Here is a 19206-nt window from a genome sequence, read left to right on the forward strand (position 1 = left end):
ATTCAGATCAAGGATTCCAATACACAACAAAAGCATATCAAAAGCGACTAGAAAACGTTGGTTTGAAGGGCAGTCATTCCCGAAGGGGAAACTGCCTAGATAATGCCTGTATCGAATCATTTTTCTCACATCTCAAAACAGAGAACACTTACTTTTCTTCGTGTCAAACGGAAAAAGAGCTTCATAAAAGCATAGAAGATTACATTCAATTCTATAATCACGATCGATTCCAGAAAAAATTAAACCAGTGTGCTCCGGTAGAATACCGTCACACACTGGCAGGTTAGGCTTTTTATAATTGTCTACTTGACAGGGATAAGACCATGTCGGCCGATCTCATTCTGTGATGATATTAAGCGTGAGCTTTCAGTTCCTCAAGAGCATCTTCTACGTGGTCTTTCACCTTTACTTTTCGCCATTCTTTCACAAGCGTTCCTTCTTTATTAATAAGAAACGTTGAACGCTCAATTCCCATGTATTCTTTGCCAAAGTTCTTTTTCAGCTTCCAAACTCCGAATACTTCAGACAATTTCTGTTCATCATCAACAAGAAGCAGGAACGGTAAATCATGTTTTTCTTTAAACTTTTGGTGCTTGTCCTGATTGTCTGGGCTTACGCCTATAATGACGGCATCTAAGTCTGCAAAGCTTTGATGGCGATCACGGAAATCGCACGCTTCTGTTGTACAGCCTGGGGTCATATCTTTTGGATAGAAATAAAGGACAATATGTTTTCCTTTAAAATCAGAAAGCTTTACTTTCTCCCCGTTGTCACCGGTTAATTCAATATCAGGTACTTGCTTCCCTACTTCTATTGTCATAACACAATCCCTCCAACCTATTTTTTAAATAGCCTATCCAATTTTGAGAGGATATTCAACTAAGAAGGCTTGCATCGGCATGTTAAAATAATGATAGACGACCTGATACGTTGAGATAGGAGGCTATTTATGAAATTCACAGAATCAGAAAAATTACATCAAGAGGCGCTAGAGCATATTGTTGGAGGGGTCAACAGCCCATCTCGTTCATATAAAGCAGTAGGCGGCGGATCACCCGTTGCAATGGAAAGAGGAGAAGGCGCTTATTTTTGGGATGTAGACGGAAACCGCTATATCGATTATCTGGCAGCATACGGTCCTATTATTACAGGCCATGCTCATTCTCATATTACAAAAGCCATCACGAAAGCGGCTGAAACGGGTGTCCTTTATGGAACACCAACGAAGCATGAAGTTACATTTGCGAAAATGCTGAAGGAAGCGATGCCTGCTTTGGATAAAGTTCGTTTTGTCAATTCAGGTACCGAAGCTGTGATGACCACGATTCGTGTGGCTCGCGCTTATACAGGCAGAACAAAGATCATTAAATTCGCCGGGTGTTATCACGGTCATTCTGATCTTGTGCTCGTTGCAGCAGGCTCTGGTCCATCCACTTTAGGAACGCCAGATTCAGCGGGCGTGCCCAAAAGCATCGCCAATGAAGTTATTACCGTTCCATTTAATGATATCAATAGCTATAAAGAAGCTTTAGATCGATGGGGAGATGAAGTAGCGGCTGTCCTTGTTGAGCCCATTGTCGGAAACTTTGGCATTGTGGAGCCTAAGGACTGCTTCTTGCAGCAGGTCAATGACCTAACTCATGAAAAAGGCGCACTCGTGATCTATGATGAAGTGATTACAGCTTTCCGCTTTATGTATGGCGGTGCACAGGATTTTCTTCAAGTAAAACCTGACCTCACTGCATTAGGAAAAATTATTGGCGGTGGTCTTCCAATCGGTGCTTACGGCGGTAAAAAAGAAATTATGGAGCAAGTTGCTCCGCTTGGACCAGCCTATCAAGCTGGCACGATGGCAGGAAATCCAGCGTCAATTCTTTCCGGAATTGCATGCTTGGAAGTGTTAAAAGAAGACGGAGTCTACGAGCGTCTTGATCAGCTTGGCGCTATGTTAGAAAAAGGAATCTTAGCCCATGCCAAAAAACATCAAGTAGATATTACAGTGAATCGCTTAAAAGGTGCTCTCACGATTTACTTTACAAAGGAAACAATTGTGAACTACGAGCAGGCTGAAAATACGGATGGCGAAATGTTCGCCCGCTTCTTCAAATTGATGCTGGCTCAAGGTATTAACCTTGCCCCTTCTAAATATGAAGCTTGGTTCTTAACCATCGCACATACTGAAAAAGATATTTCTGAGACGCTGCAAGCGGTAGATCTTGCGTTTGAACAGCTGAAAAAATCATAATCGAGTCAACAACAGACGTAAATCACTGCGTCTGTTTTTTTATTTACCAGCTCTTCATTGTCAAAAACGATTGAATCTGTTACATTCTTTCACAATACCTTCTTTTGATGTTTTCATGAACTTTCAAAAACCACTTGAATATTTCGGAAGACCGCTGTATATTACTTAGTTGTTTCATCAAAATATTTATGATATATGACGAGTGATCATCTATTATCAAAAAGAAAGGAATGCAGGGACAAAACCAATGAAACTTGGAGCCCGTATTTTAAAAACTGGTATTGCCATTGTACTCGCGCTTTACCTGGCAACATGGCTTGGGCTGCCAACGCCCGTTTTCGCGGGAATTGCAGCCGTATTTGCTATCCAGCCATCTATTTATCGATCATTTTTAACGATTGTTGACCAAGTGCAAGCCAATATTATTGGAGCAGCACTTGCCATTACGTTCGGTCTGCTTTTCGGCACAGGACCAGTCATTATCGGTTTAACAGCAGTCATGGTCATCGCCATTAATTTAAAGCTGAAGATTGAACACACCATTCCGATTGCACTTGTAACCGTCATCGCTATTTTAGAAAGTGCAGGGGATCATTTCCTTTCCTTTGCCTTAATCCGAACAGCTACTGTGGTGCTAGGGGTTCTATCTTCATTTTTAGTGAATTTAATCTTCCTGCCCCCAAAGTATGAAACAAAGCTCGTTCATCACATTATGGAAAATACGGAGGAGATTTTAAAATGGATCCGTCTAAGCTCCAGACAGTCTACTGATCATTCCACTTTAAAGGATGACATCGACCAAATAAAAGAACGTATGATCAAATTAGATCACATTTACTTGTTATACAAAGAGGAACGAAGCTATTTAAAGAAAACCACGTATGTAAAATCAAGAAAGCTGGTTTTGTTCAGACAGACGATTATGACGTCAAATCGAGCTCTGTACTTGCTTAAAAAACTGCATAAATTAGAAAATGAAATTCATTTGATGCCAGAGCATTTCAGGGACAGCTTAACCGACGAGATTGATTATTTACTCTATTGGCATGAGCGCACCTTGATGAAGTTTGTTGGAAAAATGAAGCCGCAGGACGATGATTTTCAAAATGAGTGCTCTTTTCGACTTGAAACATTAACAAAGTCATTTATTCAGCATCAGCAAAACCAAGAGAATGACTTGCTCGATTATAATATGCTGAATGTGATGTCCAGTATCATCGAATACCGTGATGAATTGGAGCATTTGGATACATTGATTACAAGCTTTCAAACGTATCACCCAAAAGATAGTGAAATTGAGACAGAAGAAAAAGAAGCTTAAGCAGAAAAGACTCGTTCCAAGTGGTATGATCCCCTCTAAATAGACAGTGTAAAAAGCCCGAGAACATATCTTGGCTGTTACACTATACTTGGAGGGGATTTTTTATGGCGAGAAAATAACAACTTTTTCAACACTATACGAAAGAATTTAAGATGAAAGCCGTGAAATGTATGAAGAAGGAAATGGAAGCTATCGCTCATTATCTGAAGCATTAGGTCTCCGAAGTGCCACTCAGCTAAAAAATCGGGTCAAAGGTCAGGTAGAATACTTAAAAAAGCGTTATCCAAATCTTCACGGGGAGGACGGATTCTGAAGACTGCACGGTTTGAAGCTGTTCATGAATTAAAGAGTTTTTATCCGTTGACATGGCTCGTTTGTATCGTCAAAGTATCACGATCAGGGTATTATAAATGGTTTAAGAATAAAAGGACTAGAATGGAACGGAAACAGAATGAACAACTCTTAAAAGAGCACATCATGGCCATTCATCATTCACATCCCTTCTATGGTTATCCTCGGGTGACAATCGCTTTAAAGAAAGAAGGATTTCACATCAACCATAAGCGTGTCTGCAGGTTGATGAAAGAGATGAACATTCAATCTATCATTCGAAAAAAACGTCGGTATTTCGGAAGACAAGCTTCGGTTGTCCATCCAAACAGATTAAACCTTGGAATTTAAATCAATGTAACTGATATTACCTATATTGCTTGCCAGCATCGTTTCTATTATTTTTCAGCTATACAAGATCTATATAACAATGAGATCGTCGCGTGGAAACTGTCAAAGGAGCAGTACTTCATTCTGATCAAGGCTTTCAATACACAACACCAGCATATCAAAAGCGACTAGAAAACGTTGGTTTGAAGGGCAGTCATTCTCGAAGAGGGAACTGCCTAGATAATCGGATAGGCTTTTACTAATTTAATGTTTGAATGGTAAATAGATGACGATAGTGGCTGTCTCTGTTCATTAATTCTTCGTGTGTTCCTTTTTCCACAATTTCACCTTGTTCCATGACGACAATTTGGTCGGCATGTGTAATGGTTGATAGGCGGTGCGCAACAATAAAGGTTGTGCGGTCCTTTGCTAGCTTTTGCATCGCTTCTTGAATGTAATGCTCACTTTCTAAATCAAGTGCAGATGTCGCTTCATCCAATATGAGGAGTGGTGGATTTTTGAGAAATACCCTTGCAATCGAAATTCGTTGTTTTTGACCGCCTGAAAGCTTCACGCCCCGTTCTCCTACCTTTGTGTCATACCCTTCAGGAAGAGACATGATGAATTCATGGGCATTTGCCGCTTTGGCAGCCGATACGATTTCTTCAAAAGATGCTTCCGGGTCCCCAATAGCAATATTTTCTTTGATCGTGTCGCTGAATAAGAACGTATCTTGCAGCACCATTCCGACTTGGTTTCGAAGGCTTCTTGCTTTGTACTCTTTAATATCAATGCCGTCAATTTCAAGTAACCCATTGGTCACATCATAAAATCTTGGAATTAAGCTCACAAGTGTCGACTTCCCTCCCCCGCTCATTCCTACAAGGGCGACTGTTTGCCCTTTTTCTACTTTCAAGGAGACATGATGTAAAGTCTCTTCCTGTGTATGTTCATAACGAAACGATACATTTTTAAATTCCACTTCTCCTTTTAAATGTTTGGTTTCTTTTGCATTTGGCCGATCTGTTACCTCATAAGGCTCATCAATAAACTCAAAAATACGATCCATTGACGCCACCGACTGGGTTAACGTCGTCGATGAGTTAATCAAGCGGCGAATCGGATTGTACATTCGGTCAATGTAGCCGACAAAGGCAATCATTGTACCAATCGAAAGCGAGCCGTTAATCACGGTATAGCCAGCAAATGCAATGATCAAAAGCGGCGCAATATCCGTAATGGTATTGACGACTGCAAATGTTTTGGCATTCCAATTCGTATGATTGATCGCTTTGGTTAAGAAATTTTTGTTTTCATCGTGGAAATTCTCTTGTTCGTATTCTTCAATCGCAAAGCTGCGAATAACTGGCATTCCTTGTACTCGTTCATGCAGATGCCCTTGCACCTCAGCCAGTGCCTGTGACCGCTCTTTTGTCAACTTGCGAAGTCGTCCATAAAAATACTTCACAGCTAACGCATAAAGCGGAAAAATAATGACAGACACGATGGTGAGCTTGAGATCAAGTGTACACATGATGGCAATCACAATAAGGACTGTCATCAAATCAAGCCAAATGTTCATGAGGCCTGTAATGACAAATTCCTTTGTCTGTTCCACATCGTTGATCACCCTTGAAATGATTTCGCCTGTTCTCGTGTTGGCATAATAACGAAGACTTAGCTTTTGAATATGGGAAAACAGCTTTTCCCGAATATCAAACAATACCTTACTGCCTGTCCACTGTGCATAGTATTGCCTGTAGTATTCAACAGGTGGTCTCATCACTAAAAATAAAACGAGCATGAAGCCCATGATGATCAAGAGAGACGATGTCTTTTCTTCAGCCGTCCCCGAGCCTTGAATGACATCATCAATGACATACTTTAAGAGCAGAGGCAGGGTTAAGGGAATAGAGAATTTGATCATCCCTATTACCATTGTCAATGCAATCTGTTTTTTATACGGTGTAACAAAAGCCATGTAGCGTTTAATGACCCCCATGTAAATCTCCTTCCCAATCTATCAGTGCCTCTTATCCGTACGCAGTCAAAAACCTGTTAGCTCCTAGAAAGCCAAACAGGTTTTTGTTGCTCTTGCTTATTTAGTATAACGTAAAAAACGTTCATACCACATATCCACAAATTCTGAAGCAAACGGTCCTTTCCGCTGGTGAATCCAATGCAGTAATGTATTCAGATGCTCTCTTAAGATACTATCGATTTCTTTTGGATAATTCATCTGCCTCTTATGATCTGCATATTCATCCTCATCCAATATATTGTACGTCATGTCTGGAAAGACTTTGACATCTAAATCGTAATCAATATACTTAATTGCCTCTTCGTCTGTCGCAAAAGGAGAGCTAATGTTGCAGTAATAATATACCCCATCATCCCTAAGCATCCCAATTACATTAAACCATTGTTTTGCATGAAAATAGCAAATAGCCGGTTCTCTCGTCATCCATGTACGGCCATCGGATTCTGTCACCATTGTTCGGTCGTTTGCCCCAATGATACACAATTCCGTTGCTTTCAGAATGGTGGTTTCATTCCAAATCCTGTGGATTAAGCCATTATGTTTATAGCTTTGAATTTGGATGGTTTCTCCTTCCTTGGGATAGCCCATATTTTCTCCCCTACTTTCTATAACAAACACACCTAACAGTCCAAAGACCTAATTTCCCAACTAAACATGTCTCTATTATATTATACCGTTACATAGGTAAAAAATGAAATGAAAAAGCCATTCAACCCAATTGAACGGCACACAGCGTTACATCACAGTTGAACTCTTCTCCATCTGTTTATATGAATTAATGACCTCTTCTGTCTGTTTTGTAAATAATGTTTGGACTTTTTGCAGTTCTTCTCGTTTCTGCTTGATTTGATCATAAAGTCTATACCGCTCATCCTTTTTTTCATCTTGCAGCAATCGTTTTTCTGTCTCTAAGTACAGATCGAGTTCCCCTTGTACATGCATCAACTGATCCATGAGCTGCATTTGTTCTCTTACAAGCTGATCGAAATCAGACATCTAACTCCTCCCATCGACTTTTTATATCTATACCATTTCTTGAAAGAATGAAGAATTCCTTTGACTGTTTATGTAGAGGTTTTACAGGTTTTGTCGGATGGTGGTGCCAGGCAAAAGAAAAGCACTTCATTCGTATATGAAGTGCTTTCCTCTGTTTCAGTGATTAGCTGTTTTGTTGTTTGTTTTGCTCAGCTTTTTGGTTGTATTTTTTTACATGCTGTGCGTCAGTCTCACTAGCAAATTCAGTGTCATATTGTTCGCCTTGTGCAGCAGCTTGGTTTTGTTTCTTCACTTGTTGTGCGTTTGTTTTGTTTTGTTGATCCATCATTATCACCTCCACGCACATTAATTTGTGCAGAAGGTGTAAATCCTATTCATGATTTTTTTAAACAAGTAAAGAACGTCCGCCATCCACAATAATGGTTTGTCCTCTAATCATGTCTGCTTTGCCTGATACAAGGAATTCTACACTGTCGACCATGTCTTTAATTTCCACCATTCGGCCAGCTGGTGTGTTTTTCTTCGCGTCTTCTAAAAGCTCTTCACGGTTCGGAAAGTGCTTTAGCGCATCTGTGTCGATAGCACCGCCTGATACTGCGTTGACGACAATGTTTTTTTGTGACAGCTCAACAGATAGGTAACGGGTCAAAGCTTCTAGTGCTGCTTTTGATACTCCGACCACTGTGTAATTTTCAAGGTAGCGAATTGAGCCTAGTGAGCTAATGCTGACGATATGTCCTCCGCCGTTTTTTTCCATTAATTTTGCTGCTTCTTGTCCGCAGAATAACAAGGCTTTCGCATTGATATTCATTGTCCAGTCCCAATGGTTTTCTTCAAGGTTCATAATTGGGCGCTGAACGCCAGACGCCGCATTGTTGACAAATACATCTAAACGGCCAAATGTTTCATCGATTTGCTGAAACATGTCTTTGATTTTTTCAGGCTGACCTACATTGGCTTTCACGACCAATGTTTTGACACCCATCGCTTCAATTTCTTCAGCAGTTTCAAGTGCTGCTTTTTTGCTTCTTGCATAGTTAATGACAATGTTATATCCTTTTTCAGCTAGGCGAAGGGCAACTTCCTTCCCCACACCTCTGCTGCTACCTGTAATTAATGCACATTCACGTTGATTCATTATGGTTCATCTCCTGATTTGAATAGTTTTCGTCCATTCGCTTCACACTAATAGGGAAAGTTCTATTAGGAGGTAACATTCATGTATGTCGGACGCGATTTAAGTCAGCTTGGCATGATATCCAAGGATCAATGGAAAGATACTGAGCTTGCTTACTTTCATCATGCTTTCCAACAAATTTTACCTTATTTAAACGAGGAAGGGCAATCCAAGTATCGAGAAATCATTTCTGAAATCGAAAACCGCGGGGGTCTGCACCGAAATGAAGCCGATTATACCCACGGGACTACGGTTAAATACGACTAGGCTGCTCGAGTGCCATCTTCCAAATTTTTTGATGTGACACCGGGAAAGCATACGCCTCGAACTCTTCTGTTGTTACTTTTTTTAGCACAGTTTCATCAGATGCGGAGATGACCCGGCCAAAGAAAACAGAAATGTTCCAGATGAGGTGGGTAAATACATGCTGAATGGTGCCTTCTAAATCACCAAGCTCTGCTTGTACACCTGCCTCTTCTTTTAGAAATTCAAGCAGCTGTTCTTTTTCCGTTTTTCTTCCCTTTATTGTTTCCATGTTAGGGAATTCCCATAAATTCGCAAGGAGACCTGTACTTGGCCGTTTATGAATATACAGTTGACCTGCATCATCAAATAAAACCACTGCTGCCATTGATTTGGCAGTAGGCTTTTTCTTTTTGCTTTTCACTGGCAGCTCATGCTGAACGCCTTCTTCTAAAGCCGAGCAATGCATGTTTACAGGGCAAATGAGACATGAAGGTGATGTTGGGGTGCAAATGAGCGCACCTAGCTCCATTAGCCCTTGATTGAATTGAGACGGCTTTTCCCAGGAAATGAGCTGATCGACAGCAAATTCGAAAGTGTTTCTCGTTTTTGGCTTCGCAATGTCATCCCATATCGACAAGATCCGAGAAATAACCCTCATGACGTTGCCATCTACCGCAGGGTACGGCTTGTTATAGGCGATACTTAGCACTGCGCCACTAGTATACGGGCCTACACCTTTGAGCTTTGAAAATTTTCCTTTCGTATCAGGGACAACGCCCCCGTAAGATTCATATACTTCTTTCACAGCTGCCTGCAAATTACGAACTCTTGAATAGTAGCCAAGACCTTCCCATGCTTTCATCACCTTTTCTTCATCGGCTAAAGCAAGATCTTTAACAGTTGGGAACTGCTCCATAAACCGGAGGAAATATGGAATCACCGTATCCACTCTCGTTTGCTGAAGCATCACTTCTGATACCCAGACCCGGTATGGATCTTGATTTTCACGCCATGGCAATGTCCGTTGTTCTTTTTCATACCAATCGATTAAATCTTGCTGAATACCCGTAATATCTTTGCGATTCAGCCTTTCTTGAATGTCTTTCATGTTTATACTCCTTCTCATTGAACCGAGGGATAACGTTCTGAAAAGAACCTTATTTGTTGTATACTGTTTGTAGATACGTTAACATGTTACATTAAATCAAGACAAAGCAAAAGTGATTTTGCACATGAATGAAGACGTATACTTTGAATGATTGTTCCTAAGCATGACAACTAGGAGGTAATCAATTGGATACTGGTACTCATGTAGTAATGGGCATCTCTCTTGGGGGACTTGCACTTTTAGATCCAGCCGTTAGCGTAGATCCTCAAATGGCACATGCCGTCATGATTGCGACCATTGCTGGCTCCCAAGCACCAGACATTGATACTGTGCTAAAGCTAAAAAATAATGCGGTTTATATAAGAAATCACCGAGGATTTACTCACTCCATTCCAGCAGTACTGTTTTGGTCATTGCTGATTCCAGGTGTGCTTTTCCCATTTGTACCAGGAGCGAATTTACTTCACCTTTGGTTATGGACACTGTTAGCCGTTGTTCTTCATGTGTTTGTTGATATTTTCAATGCATACGGCACACAGGCCATTCGTCCTTTTTCAAAGAAGTGGGTAGCGCTTGGAATCATTAACACCTTTGATCCATTTATCTTTTTTACACACCTTGTCGCCATTGTCATTTGGGCAATTGGCGGACATCCCGGTTATACGTTCTTAACGCTGTATGCCGTGATTTTCTGTTACTATATCGTCAGGGTCATCATGCAGCTTCATATCAAAAAGGAGGTACGTGCACGATTCTATGAGATTGAAGAAATTATTATTTCGCCTACAATGAAATTCAGGCAATGGCGCATTGCGGTTAAATGCAAATCGTCTTTCCATGTCGGTCGAAGCATGAATGGAGAGATCGTCATTTTAGACACATTTAACCGTGTGCCGGTTCCCAATACAGAGATCATGAAGATTGCCAAACAAGATAAAAACATATCAGCCTTTCTGTCGTTTTCCCCTGTATACCGGTGGGAAGTGGATAAATACAAGGATCATTATGAAGTGCGGTTCATTGACTTACGCTACCGCAGCAAAGGTCATTATCCCTTTGTCGCGATCTGCCACATCGACATGGATCATCAAATCAAAAATTCCTATACCGGATGGATTTTCAGTGAAGAAAAACTGCAAAAAAAATTAAGACTCGGCTCTGTGTGAGCGAGTCTTTTTTATGTTATGCCTTCACCGATTCAACCCACCTTAAAGCCAATGCCAATAAGCATAAATATACGAGAAAAACGATTGTAAAAGATACACAAAACTATATAAAAGACTTGGATAAGCCTCTATTTAGATCACCGAACAACGGATATGACACAATATTATCACCGATATCTACGTAACGCCTGGTCATATTTATGATTCTCCACCTTATCTGGACAGATTAGATCACCAATTCGCACGACCTTGGTTTTCAAGTAGAAGCCGTCGCTCTTGATTCCAGTTATTTGACTACACCAATCTGAAAGGGCTATCCGATCATCATAATTTTGGCGTTATCGCCCACAGACGATTTCATCCTACAAGAGATTTGTTTCCGAAGTGGAAGTTTCAATAAGACAATGAAAAAGACCAGCACATTTGTCCGAACGACAAACACTTCTATACTCAACAACTGACTGAAAAGGCTACAGGTTTTATAAAAATCCTGAAAAGTGTGCATGCTTATAAATTAAAAGTGGTATTTCTTGTGTTTTCTCCGTGCATATAGGATCGCAACGATCAGACTGATCAGTGAGATCAGAGCCAGAATTCTGATATAAGGCGGATAGTAGGTTAATTCAATATCATTTTTGCCTTTTTCGATTGGAAAGCCGATAAATGCGTAATTGGCCTTTTCAATGTTTGTTTGATGTCCATTGACGGTGAGATCCCAGCCTTTTTCATATGGAACTGGTAAAACCATATAATCATCGCCACGCTTGTTATCATATGAAATCGTAAAGCGATTGTTTTGAAGCTTTACCTGCTGGTTGCCATCATCCTGTTTCTCTTTTTCATATGCTTGCTGCAGGATGCGATAAGGTTCTTGATATAGCTTTAATTGACTGAGCTCATATGTCCCTTTTGGTACTCGAATGGAGAGTATCCTTTCAGCAGGGACCCGAATGGTTACTTCATTTACGCCTGTTTTGTAGATCGATGTATTGCTTTTTCGTGATGTGACGTACCTGTCAACGGACAGCTGAAACCCTACGTTACGTTCTGTCCGCTTTATATAAAAGCTCACATACACATCCCCGGCATGAGCCATATCATCTGGAAGGGTGATATTCAGGCCGCCCGTTTCTCCGTATACATCCAGCACGCTATTTTCGTATACTGCTTGTTCAGTATGAATATTTGCATCCTTTACTCGATTAGGCGAATGGTCCATTTCAGCATTTCCTTTTTTGTCTAAAATCACGCCTTGCAGCATTGCATGCTCCCTATCAAGGACTGAGGCATGCTGAAGGGATGCTTCTGAATAAATGTTACTTGTTGTTCTTGCAAATGGAAGCGGGCGTGTATTTTCATACACCTCATAATGCTCACTTTCCAAAATTAGCTGAAAATCAGATGGCGGTGAGTAAGACATCATTTTGTCTCTCATATAATACTTTCCGTAGGTCAGGCTGTATAAATTCGCTCGGTCACCCATTGTCGCATAACGGCTGACACTTTCCCGCCCCATATCAATTTGCAGGTCAATCCAGTAGAAATTGAGCAAATGCTTATTTAATATGCTCGAATACACACTCATCCCTTGAAAGCCTTCAAATAATGGGGTATTGTTTCGCACACCATTCATCCAATCAATCCTCGCGAGCGGGTCTTTTGAGAGGCTTTGAATTAGCTGAATGAGCTCCATTTGCTCATGGCCCGCATACGCCTCACTTTTCATATACGTATCTGATACTTCCTTAATGCTGCTCCCTTCAGACAAGTAGCCCTTTTGATAAGCGACTGCTGTCAGTAGACTAACGGCAAGCAAAACGGCTGAAAACAGACGAAGGTGCTGGCGTTTTTCAGCATGTAGCCAAAGGCATAGCAAGCTAATCACAAGCAGTCCAGCACCTGTCAACACAACGACATCCATATTTCGCATCGCTCGTTCCGACAAGAAAACAGTGAGGAGGAAAACGATCCAGGCACCTAATACCGCACGCTTTTTCCACTTCCATTCTATATGCGTGAAATGCTTAATCGTGATGGCAACGGCTGCTCCAACTGTAAAGGCTAGAATGTATTCAAATCTATACTGAGGTGCAGAAAAACCATTAAACACACTCGCTATCTTTGGACTGTAGTGAAAAACAATGAGTAGAACACTAATGGATGTGAACATGAAAAACCACCGGTTCCGGTATAGCGGAACAAGGAACAAACAAATGAGAAAGATCACAGGTAATACATACACCCTGCTTGTAAACAGCAGATGATCATGTAGCTCGAACCAAGGTATCGTCTGATCATACGGCGGCCTTACATTATTGAGAAACCCGTAAACAGAAGGGATAAAAAAGGCGGCACTGATTCCAAAGGATAACAGCGTGGAAGTCGCAAGGGTCCAGAAAATCTTCCAGCCGCGCTCCTCTCTCCGAAGCTTGATGAGATATCTAAATACGAGATAAATCGCTAAAAAGATAAAGTGAATATAAGCAAAGTAAAAATTGTTGATGAGCATGAGGCTGCACGCCACAATAAACCAAGCCGGCTTTCCCGTTTTGAATATTCGTTCAACCCCCAGCACAAGCAGCGGAAGCCACATCATGCTGTCAGTGAAAAACTCCCAAAACGTTTGATGCCGAAAATACACTATAGACAGTCCATATATCCCGGCACCTGTCAGTGCGCTCAGTTTATGTTGAACCATTGAAAACAAAACGCAATAGGCGATGAAAAGAATCAACGTCAGCTTGATCACACTGAGCCAAATAACAGTATTTGCCCAAAAATGAATGTCTGTTGACTGAATGAGATGAAGCGCATTCATCAGCCAGACTACAGCAACCGTGACCATAAAGACAGTCGATGTTGTAAAATAATAACCTAATTGCGTGTATGTACCGCCGCCTAGACCAAATTGATAGGAATAAAAAAAGTTTCCTTTGACATATTCGTCATAAAGCAGCTTTTTAAACGGGAGCATTTGCGAGATGCCGTCCCCATCTCCTGTCATATATCGGCCTTGCGTATATTCATATAAGAAAAAGAAGTGTCCTAATAGAGCGAGAATGAGGCACAATCCAATGATATTCCATTTACGTTTCATCAATTCTAAATCCTTTCTACAAAAGATCCACTGTTCTTTGAAACAAAACAACCCAGCAAGCGATTCGTGCTTGCCGGTTATTTGACTCCACGTTATTTAAATAACTGCGTTAACACTCGGTCCTGTTCTTTTGAGCTTGTGCCTTGTCCCATTACATTTGATTCTTGGATTAAATAATGCGGCCTCTTTTTCGTTTCATAGTAGATACGTCCGATGTATTCTCCAATCACGCCTAGACTCAAAAGCTGGACACCTCCGAGGAAAAGCACAGCCGATATTAAAGTAAAATAACCCGGTACCATGATTCCCGTTCTGACAATTTGAATAAAGGTGGCCACGATGTAAATCAAAGAGAGGAATAAGATTAGCATGCCAGTATAAAAACAAATACGCAACGGGCGGTTGTTAAAGGAAATGACGCCATCAATGCCATAGTTAAATAATTTCTTCAGGGACCATTTTGTATCACCATGCTGCCTTTCTACATTTTCATAATAGATGACCTTTTCTTCAAACCCAATCCAGCAAAAAAGCCCTTTCGAAAAACGATTCCCTTCTTTCAGTTGCAGTAATGCGTCGATTGCTTGGCGTGAAATTAAACGGAAATCTCCGACGCCATCACGCAGATCCACTTCAACAACCTTGTTCATGACTCTATAGTACATCGATGATAGATAAGAGCGAAGCTTGCTGTCCCCTTTACGGTTCCGTTTGGCAATGACTTGATGATACCCTTCTTCATACCCTCTGACAAACTCCTGAATCAAATACGTTGGGTGCTGTAGGTCGGCATCCATCATGATGGCAGCTACTCCCTTTGCATGTTCAAGCCCTGCCAAAATAGCCGCTTCCTTCCCGAAATTTCGTGAAAAGGAAATATATTTGACCTTTGCATTTTTGCAAGAGAGCTCTCTCATGTATTGAAGCGTATTATCTTTGCTTCCATCATTAATATAGATGATTTCAAAGTCATAATAAAAATTCCGAAACTCTTCCTCGAGTGCCTCAAAGATTCGTCTGATATTTTCACCTTCATTGTAAGAAGGAATTATAACAGAGAGCAATTCCCTTTCCATATCGCACCTTCTCTTCACTTTTTTCACACAGTCTGTTATGTTCATTATTCCTTTTTTATCAGAAAACGAAACACTTTTTTATTATCCATAAATTTCATGTTTTTTAATCATTTCATTATATCAGAGTTTTATTTCCAGTGATTTTCAGCAAGATGAATTTAATGTAATTTTAAGTTTAACCATTGTAAAAAGCCTGTAATTCGTATCACAGACTGGTTATTGTTTTATAAAATTGTTTGTATACTTATATATTTTCCTGTTTTTTCAAAAAGATGAGTAGAAGTGAAAAGAGAATTAATGCAGCTCTCCTTTTTGGTTATGTTGCAGATGCCCGTTTACCTTTGAGTGTTTATTTTGAAATAAGTGCAACTGAGCACTGTAGCTCTCTCCATTCTTGGACAATCCGCTCTGTCGTTCCCTGTCCTTTATACTTGTGACCGGCCTTTGCATAGGTCGTTTCAAAAATCACTCCTAATAGCTCTACCCATATACGTGCTTCTTCAAATGTCAGCATATTGTTTTTTCCATTAGTTGTTCTTAATCGATCAAAGTATTGTTCCACGGCTCGTTCCTCCCTCATCTAGCAGAAAGTGCCTTTTTAAAAAAGTTTCTTTTTTCATATACTACCCTTACGTCTTCAAAAGACGTAAATGATTTGTATGGTTTGGAGGGAATCGATATGCGCAATCAAGCAAAGGGCTTTCCAAATCAAATGAATCACAAGTTTGAAGGCGAACCAGGCGCCACAGATGCTTTTGCTTCTAAAAGGACAAATGGTGAGACGAATACACGTCCACAGGAACGTATGAGGGCATCAGGGAAACGCTAATTTTTCCAAAGGGAGTGCTTGAGATATGAGTTCAAATGGGAAATCGTATATGGCAGACTTTGTTCAATTAAGGACAACCGCTTACCCTCAACCATGGGCGAATCCAAAACATTCAGCCTCTCAGGTCAATGGAGAAACGCAGCAAACGCAGCACGACATCGTACTTCAGAACAACGTTCGTAAACAACGTTCGAAGTAAAGAAAGGGACTGATCTTTGGATCAGTCCTTAGATTGTTGACAAAGGGCTAAAATGATCTTTATTTTAGCCCTTTGTCTTCTTTTCAGCGTGATTGAAAACCTTTGAAGTCTAGGAAGGACGAGTACTGGAGCGGAGCGAATTTTAGATTCGTGAGCACCGGCACGCAGGGCTGACAACGAATGCGAGGGTTATTCTACACGCTGAGGGACTGATCTTTGGATCAGTCCTTTTGTGTAAGCAATGAAATCGGCAAAGCATCTTCCTTCTCTGGAGCAGTTACTCTGTACCCCCAAGCAAATACCCCATTCACATATTCTACATAAAATTGCTCGTCTGTATCTTTGATTTGATAGGACGAATGGATTTGAATTGTGGCCGGGTCTAATAAATAGGCTTTGGCCATATCGATTTTTCTTTCTAAAACAGCGTATTCATTCACAATGCCTAGCTGTTCAGCCTTTCTTGCTTTTTCTGAAAGTGCTGCAATCTCCTGCTTTAATTCGTAATCTGTCATCTCACTATATCGTTTTTCCATCTGTCATTCCCCTTTGTCTAAAACGTGATCAATTGTATCAAGATCAAAGCCTTTTCTATATAGAAATTGCTTCACTTTCATCTTCTTTTCAAATGACCCGTCATATCCTGCCTTTCGTTTTGCTTTTTCCAGCATATAATGGAGGGCTTCTTCTTCCTTTTCTTCTTCTTGTCCATCATAGGCTTCTTGGAGGGCTTTATCAATGATCTCAAACGAAAAACCCTTTCTTTGTAGCTGAAGCTTGATGCGCTGCTCAATCTCTTTTGCAGAACGATTTTTTTCTTTTTTCACAAGCTTGAGAACTTGTCTGACGGCTTCCTCTAGCTGCAAGTTATTAGGATATTGCGCAAGTGCTTGTTCAATGGTGTCATCATCTATGCCTTTAATCTTTAATTCTTTTTTCAGGACTGACGGCCCTTTACTATTCTTTTTCCGGTGTGTACTCACATATGCTTCAGCAAATTCAAGATCATTTACATACTTATATTGCTTTAATTTGTGTATAATTTCACTAATAGCAGGTGCTGGTATGTCTTTTTTCGTCAAATAATCGGTGACTTCTTTCACTGACCTCATTCGGAAAGATAAATAATCAACGGTCTGCTGAAATCCTTTTTTGACAGAATCGCCGAATTGAATCTCAATGATATCTGCTTCGTCCAGCTCTTTTCCTTTTTTCAAATCGTGGTGGACGAGCACATCTAAATCAACGCTAAAGGCGTACTTTTCATCAAGAAAGATGTTGACCCGCTCGGTATTGTTTTTCTGAGCAGAAATTTTTGTAATATAGGGCATCCTGTGATCACTCCTTTTCCAAAACAGTCAGGATGTTTCTTCTGATTCAAAATCGTGAAAGATATAGGTATGTATATGAGAGGAGAGATGTCAATTGAATATCGCCATTACCGGAGGAACCGGTTTTATCGGCCAGCAGGTCACAAAAGTGCTCGCTGCTGAAGGACATCATCTATATATTTTAACAAGAAATCCAAAGGAATCCGAACAAAATCATTTACATTACGTGCAGTGGTTGACAGAAGGTGCTGCCCCGGAACATAAATTGCCTGACATCGATGTATGGATCAACCTTGCCGGAAAATCCATCTTCACACGCTGGACAGTCAAGGCCAAAGAAGGCATCCTCTCAAGCCGTCTACAATCAACTCAAGAAGTGAGACGAATTATAGAAGCGCAGAAAACGAAACCTTCTGTGCTCATTCAGGCAAGTGCTGTCGGTATTTATGGCACTTCTAAGACCCAGGACTTTACGGAAGAAGCCCCTTCAGCTGATACAGACTTCTTAAGTCATACGTCAAAGCTTTGGGAAGCCGAGGGTCAAAAAATTGAAGCACTCGGCATACGTACTGTCTATACACGCTTTGGGGTCGTATTAGGAGAAAAAGGCACACTGCCTCTCATGACCCTGCCATACAAGCTGTTTGCCGGTGGAACCATCGGATCAGGTTCACAGTGGGTATCATGGGTTCATGTAGAAGATGTCGCACATCTCATTGCTTTTGCCATTCAGCATGAACAGGTATCGGGTTCACTCAATGTAACGTCTCCGAATCCTGTTCAAATGAAACAGCTCGGACAAACCATTGCCTCTGCCCTTCGTCGTCCTCATTGGCTGAAGGTGCCTTCCTTTGTCATCAAAACCGTACTTGGTGAAATGTCATTACTTGTTTTAGAAGGTCAACGTGCTCTGCCCAAAAAGGCGCTGCTTTCCACTTATGAATTTTTGCATCCTGAGCTAAAAGATGCGATTTTGCATTCAAAGGAATAAAAGTTAAACAAAACACCCACCCTATAAAGAAACGATTGGAGGGGGCTGTTTTAATGAAGAAAAAAGAACACCAACCAACTTCTCGTCTGAAGAAAACCCAAGAAGTCCTGTATCAGCAGGAATTCAAAAAAGCGGAAAGAGCAGCAGAAAAAAGAAGCAAATAGGGCGGATATTCCACTCCAACAAGCACATAACTAAAGTGATCTTGTAAAGGAGGGAAAGGCTTTGAAAAAAGACCAAAACAAAAAATCCATCCAACAAAATGCTGCTCAAGAGACGGATGGCGAATATGTTGAATTTTCCAAAGAACTTGCAGATCCAAATGACGTAAAAGCGATGGCACGTATGAAAGCAGCCGATCAGCGGGCCAAAAATGATAAGTAAAAAAGCAGACCCTTTGGGACTGACCCCCTAAGATGAGACAAATAAAAAACACCTTCAAGTTTGAAAACGGACCGTTGTGATCCGAAATAAAACATGGAGGTGTTTTTTCTATGGGGACAAGAGTGAGTTATCCAGTTGAAGTCAAACAGAAGGCTGTAGAAATGAGATTGGCAGGTGTACCTATGAAAGAGATCATGCAGGAATTGAATATCAAGAATAAGACGCAGGTTCAGACATGGGTGAGGTGGCATAAGGCTGGGGATACACACAGGTTCGAACAGCCTGTTGGAAAACAATATATCTATGGAAAGGGTCCCGAGTACTCTTCCGAATTAGAGA

24 protein-coding genes and 1 pseudogene are annotated in these 19206 nt (G+C 40.8%); 13 read left to right on the forward strand and 12 right to left on the reverse strand.

Going from position 1 to position 19206, the window contains the following annotated elements:
- Positions 1–287 (forward strand): IS3 family transposase (locus WAX46_RS13240; RefSeq protein ID WP_336493564.1); only part of this gene is annotated, 287 nt, incomplete at its 5' end.
- A 65-nt stretch (positions 288–352) separates the two neighbouring features.
- Here the strand turns inward: WAX46_RS13240 and bcp are convergent.
- Positions 353–820: a thioredoxin-dependent thiol peroxidase gene (gene bcp / locus WAX46_RS13245; RefSeq protein ID WP_226569737.1), complete on the reverse strand. Its 468-nt coding sequence runs from the start codon at positions 818–820 to the stop codon at positions 353–355.
- A gap of 129 nt (positions 821–949) precedes the next feature.
- Between bcp and WAX46_RS13250 the strand changes: the two genes are divergently transcribed.
- From WAX46_RS13250 to WAX46_RS15930, 3 genes are all read left to right on the forward strand, one after another.
- Positions 950–2245 (forward strand): glutamate-1-semialdehyde 2,1-aminomutase, encoded by a 1296-nt coding sequence (locus tag WAX46_RS13250; protein ID WP_226569735.1) that lies wholly within the window; start codon positions 950–952, stop codon positions 2243–2245.
- 247 nt (positions 2246–2492) lie between these two features.
- Positions 2493–3566 (forward strand): FUSC family protein, encoded by a 1074-nt coding sequence (locus WAX46_RS13255; RefSeq protein WP_226569733.1) that lies wholly within the window; start codon positions 2493–2495, stop codon positions 3564–3566.
- Between the two features lie 435 nt (positions 3567–4001).
- On the forward strand, positions 4002–4247 hold the full coding sequence (locus tag WAX46_RS15930; RefSeq protein ID WP_376776466.1) for an IS3 family transposase: 246 nt from the start codon (positions 4002–4004) through the stop codon (positions 4245–4247).
- A gap of 238 nt (positions 4248–4485) precedes the next feature.
- Here the strand turns inward: WAX46_RS15930 and WAX46_RS13265 are convergent, their stop codons facing one another.
- From WAX46_RS13265 to fabL, 5 genes are all read right to left on the reverse strand, one after another.
- Complete coding sequence (locus WAX46_RS13265) at positions 4486–6228, reverse strand: ABC transporter ATP-binding protein (RefSeq protein WP_226569731.1); 1743 nt, start codon at positions 6226–6228, stop codon at positions 4486–4488.
- Positions 6229–6324: 96 nt separating this feature from the next.
- Positions 6325–6855, reverse strand: coding sequence for a nucleoside tri-diphosphate phosphatase (ntdP, locus tag WAX46_RS13270; RefSeq protein ID WP_226569729.1), 531 nt, complete (start codon positions 6853–6855; stop codon positions 6325–6327).
- Positions 6856–7002: 147 nt separating this feature from the next.
- Positions 7003–7263 (reverse strand): YgaB family protein, encoded by a 261-nt coding sequence (locus WAX46_RS13275; RefSeq protein ID WP_226569727.1) that lies wholly within the window; start codon positions 7261–7263, stop codon positions 7003–7005.
- A 163-nt stretch (positions 7264–7426) separates the two neighbouring features.
- Positions 7427–7591: a gamma-type small acid-soluble spore protein gene (locus WAX46_RS13280; RefSeq protein WP_226569725.1), complete on the reverse strand. Its 165-nt coding sequence runs from the start codon at positions 7589–7591 to the stop codon at positions 7427–7429.
- A 57-nt stretch (positions 7592–7648) separates the two neighbouring features.
- Entirely contained in the window at positions 7649–8401 is a 753-nt protein-coding gene (gene fabL, locus WAX46_RS13285) for an enoyl-[acyl-carrier-protein] reductase FabL (RefSeq protein WP_226569724.1), read from the reverse strand.
- Positions 8402–8482: 81 nt separating this feature from the next.
- Between fabL and WAX46_RS13290 the strand changes: the two genes are divergently transcribed.
- Positions 8483–8707 (forward strand): hypothetical protein, encoded by a 225-nt coding sequence (locus WAX46_RS13290; RefSeq protein WP_226569722.1) that lies wholly within the window; start codon positions 8483–8485, stop codon positions 8705–8707.
- On the opposite strand, the gene mutY is transcribed toward WAX46_RS13290, so the two are convergent.
- Positions 8694–9794 carry an A/G-specific adenine glycosylase gene (gene mutY / locus WAX46_RS13295; protein ID WP_226569720.1) on the reverse strand — a complete coding sequence of 367 codons (1101 nt, stop codon included), beginning with the start codon at positions 9792–9794 and terminating at the stop codon, positions 8694–8696. The two genes, WAX46_RS13290 and mutY, sit on opposite strands and share 14 nt — an antisense overlap.
- A gap of 185 nt (positions 9795–9979) precedes the next feature.
- Between mutY and WAX46_RS13300 the strand changes: the two genes are divergently transcribed.
- Together WAX46_RS13300 and WAX46_RS13305 are read left to right on the forward strand one after the other, a co-directional pair.
- The gene (locus WAX46_RS13300) at positions 9980–10960 is read left to right on the forward strand and encodes a metal-dependent hydrolase (RefSeq protein ID WP_226569718.1); all 981 of its coding nucleotides are present in this window, start codon (positions 9980–9982) and stop codon (positions 10958–10960) included.
- Positions 10961–10983: 23 nt separating this feature from the next.
- Positions 10984–11461 (forward strand): annotated as a pseudogene (locus WAX46_RS13305) (IS5/IS1182 family transposase); the annotation flags it as partial.
- Positions 11462–11474: 13 nt separating this feature from the next.
- Here the strand turns inward: WAX46_RS13305 and WAX46_RS13310 are convergent.
- From WAX46_RS13310 to WAX46_RS13320, 3 genes are all read right to left on the reverse strand, one after another.
- Entirely contained in the window at positions 11475–14057 is a 2583-nt protein-coding gene (locus WAX46_RS13310; RefSeq protein WP_336494183.1) for a YfhO family protein, read from the reverse strand.
- Between the two features lie 92 nt (positions 14058–14149).
- Entirely contained in the window at positions 14150–15133 is a 984-nt protein-coding gene (locus WAX46_RS13315; protein ID WP_226569714.1) for a glycosyltransferase family 2 protein, read from the reverse strand.
- A gap of 349 nt (positions 15134–15482) precedes the next feature.
- Positions 15483–15695: a YfhJ family protein gene (locus WAX46_RS13320; RefSeq protein WP_376776465.1), complete on the reverse strand. Its 213-nt coding sequence runs from the start codon at positions 15693–15695 to the stop codon at positions 15483–15485.
- Between the two features lie 117 nt (positions 15696–15812).
- Here WAX46_RS13320 and WAX46_RS13325 point away from each other — a divergent pair, with 117 nt between their 5' ends.
- Positions 15813–15962, forward strand: coding sequence for a small, acid-soluble spore protein K (locus tag WAX46_RS13325; RefSeq protein ID WP_226569711.1), 150 nt, complete (start codon positions 15813–15815; stop codon positions 15960–15962).
- A 25-nt stretch (positions 15963–15987) separates the two neighbouring features.
- Positions 15988–16161, forward strand: coding sequence for a YpzG family protein (locus tag WAX46_RS13330; protein ID WP_336494184.1), 174 nt, complete (start codon positions 15988–15990; stop codon positions 16159–16161).
- Positions 16162–16382: 221 nt separating this feature from the next.
- On the opposite strand, the gene WAX46_RS13335 is transcribed toward WAX46_RS13330, so the two are convergent.
- The gene (locus WAX46_RS13335) at positions 16383–16697 is read right to left on the reverse strand and encodes a YfhH family protein (protein ID WP_226569706.1); all 315 of its coding nucleotides are present in this window, start codon (positions 16695–16697) and stop codon (positions 16383–16385) included.
- Positions 16698–16700: 3 nt separating this feature from the next.
- Positions 16701–17492 (reverse strand): recombination regulator RecX, encoded by a 792-nt coding sequence (gene recX, locus WAX46_RS13340; RefSeq protein ID WP_226569704.1) that lies wholly within the window; start codon positions 17490–17492, stop codon positions 16701–16703.
- Positions 17493–17586: 94 nt separating this feature from the next.
- On the opposite strand from recX, the gene WAX46_RS13345 reads away from it, so the two are divergent.
- The 4 genes from WAX46_RS13345 to WAX46_RS13360 all read left to right on the forward strand — a co-directional run.
- Complete coding sequence (locus WAX46_RS13345; RefSeq protein WP_336494185.1) at positions 17587–18483, forward strand: TIGR01777 family oxidoreductase; 897 nt, start codon at positions 17587–17589, stop codon at positions 18481–18483.
- A gap of 53 nt (positions 18484–18536) precedes the next feature.
- Entirely contained in the window at positions 18537–18647 is a 111-nt protein-coding gene (locus WAX46_RS13350) for a YfhE family protein (protein ID WP_099679941.1), read from the forward strand.
- 61 nt (positions 18648–18708) lie between these two features.
- The gene (locus WAX46_RS13355; protein ID WP_226569700.1) at positions 18709–18867 is read left to right on the forward strand and encodes a YfhD family protein; all 159 of its coding nucleotides are present in this window, start codon (positions 18709–18711) and stop codon (positions 18865–18867) included.
- Between the two features lie 110 nt (positions 18868–18977).
- Positions 18978–19206 (forward strand): helix-turn-helix domain-containing protein (locus tag WAX46_RS13360; RefSeq protein WP_336493650.1); only part of this gene is annotated, 229 nt, incomplete at its 3' end.

Origin of the sequence: Bacillus sp. FJAT-53060 (assembly GCF_037104745.1) — a bacterium.
Taxonomy (GTDB): Bacteria; Bacillota; Bacilli; order Bacillales; family Bacillaceae; genus Bacillus; species Bacillus stratosphericus_B.